The organism is Streptomyces sp. URMC 126 (genome assembly GCF_051386555.1).
Lineage (GTDB): Bacteria > Actinomycetota > Actinomycetes > Streptomycetales > Streptomycetaceae > Streptomyces.
Genome location: NZ_JBPQTX010000949.1, coordinates 1 through 264 on the forward strand (window position 1 = coordinate 1; position 264 = coordinate 264).

Below are 264 nucleotides of genomic sequence, written 5' to 3' on the forward strand. Positions count from 1 at the left end.
GTGGTCGACCGCTTCGGCACCCCGCGCGTGATCGTCGTCGGCCTCGCCCTGCTGGTGCTCGGCTACGCGCTCTTCCTCCGCGTCGACCTCGACCCGCGGTACGCGGCCGTCATCCTGCCGTCGATGCTGCTGATCGGCGCGGCCTGCGCGCTCACCTTCCCCTCGCTCAACATCCAGGCCACCAACGGGGTCGCCGACAGCGAGCAGGGCATGGTCTCCGGTCTGCTGCACACCTCGTTCCAGGTGGGCGGCGCGCTCTTCCTC

General features: G+C 70.8%; 1 protein-coding gene. It reads left to right on the forward strand.

Going from position 1 to position 264, the window contains the following annotated elements; genetic code table 11:
* On the forward strand, positions 1 to 264 hold a 264-nt coding region (locus ACSNOK_RS34625), incomplete at both ends, for an MFS transporter (protein WP_436784678.1).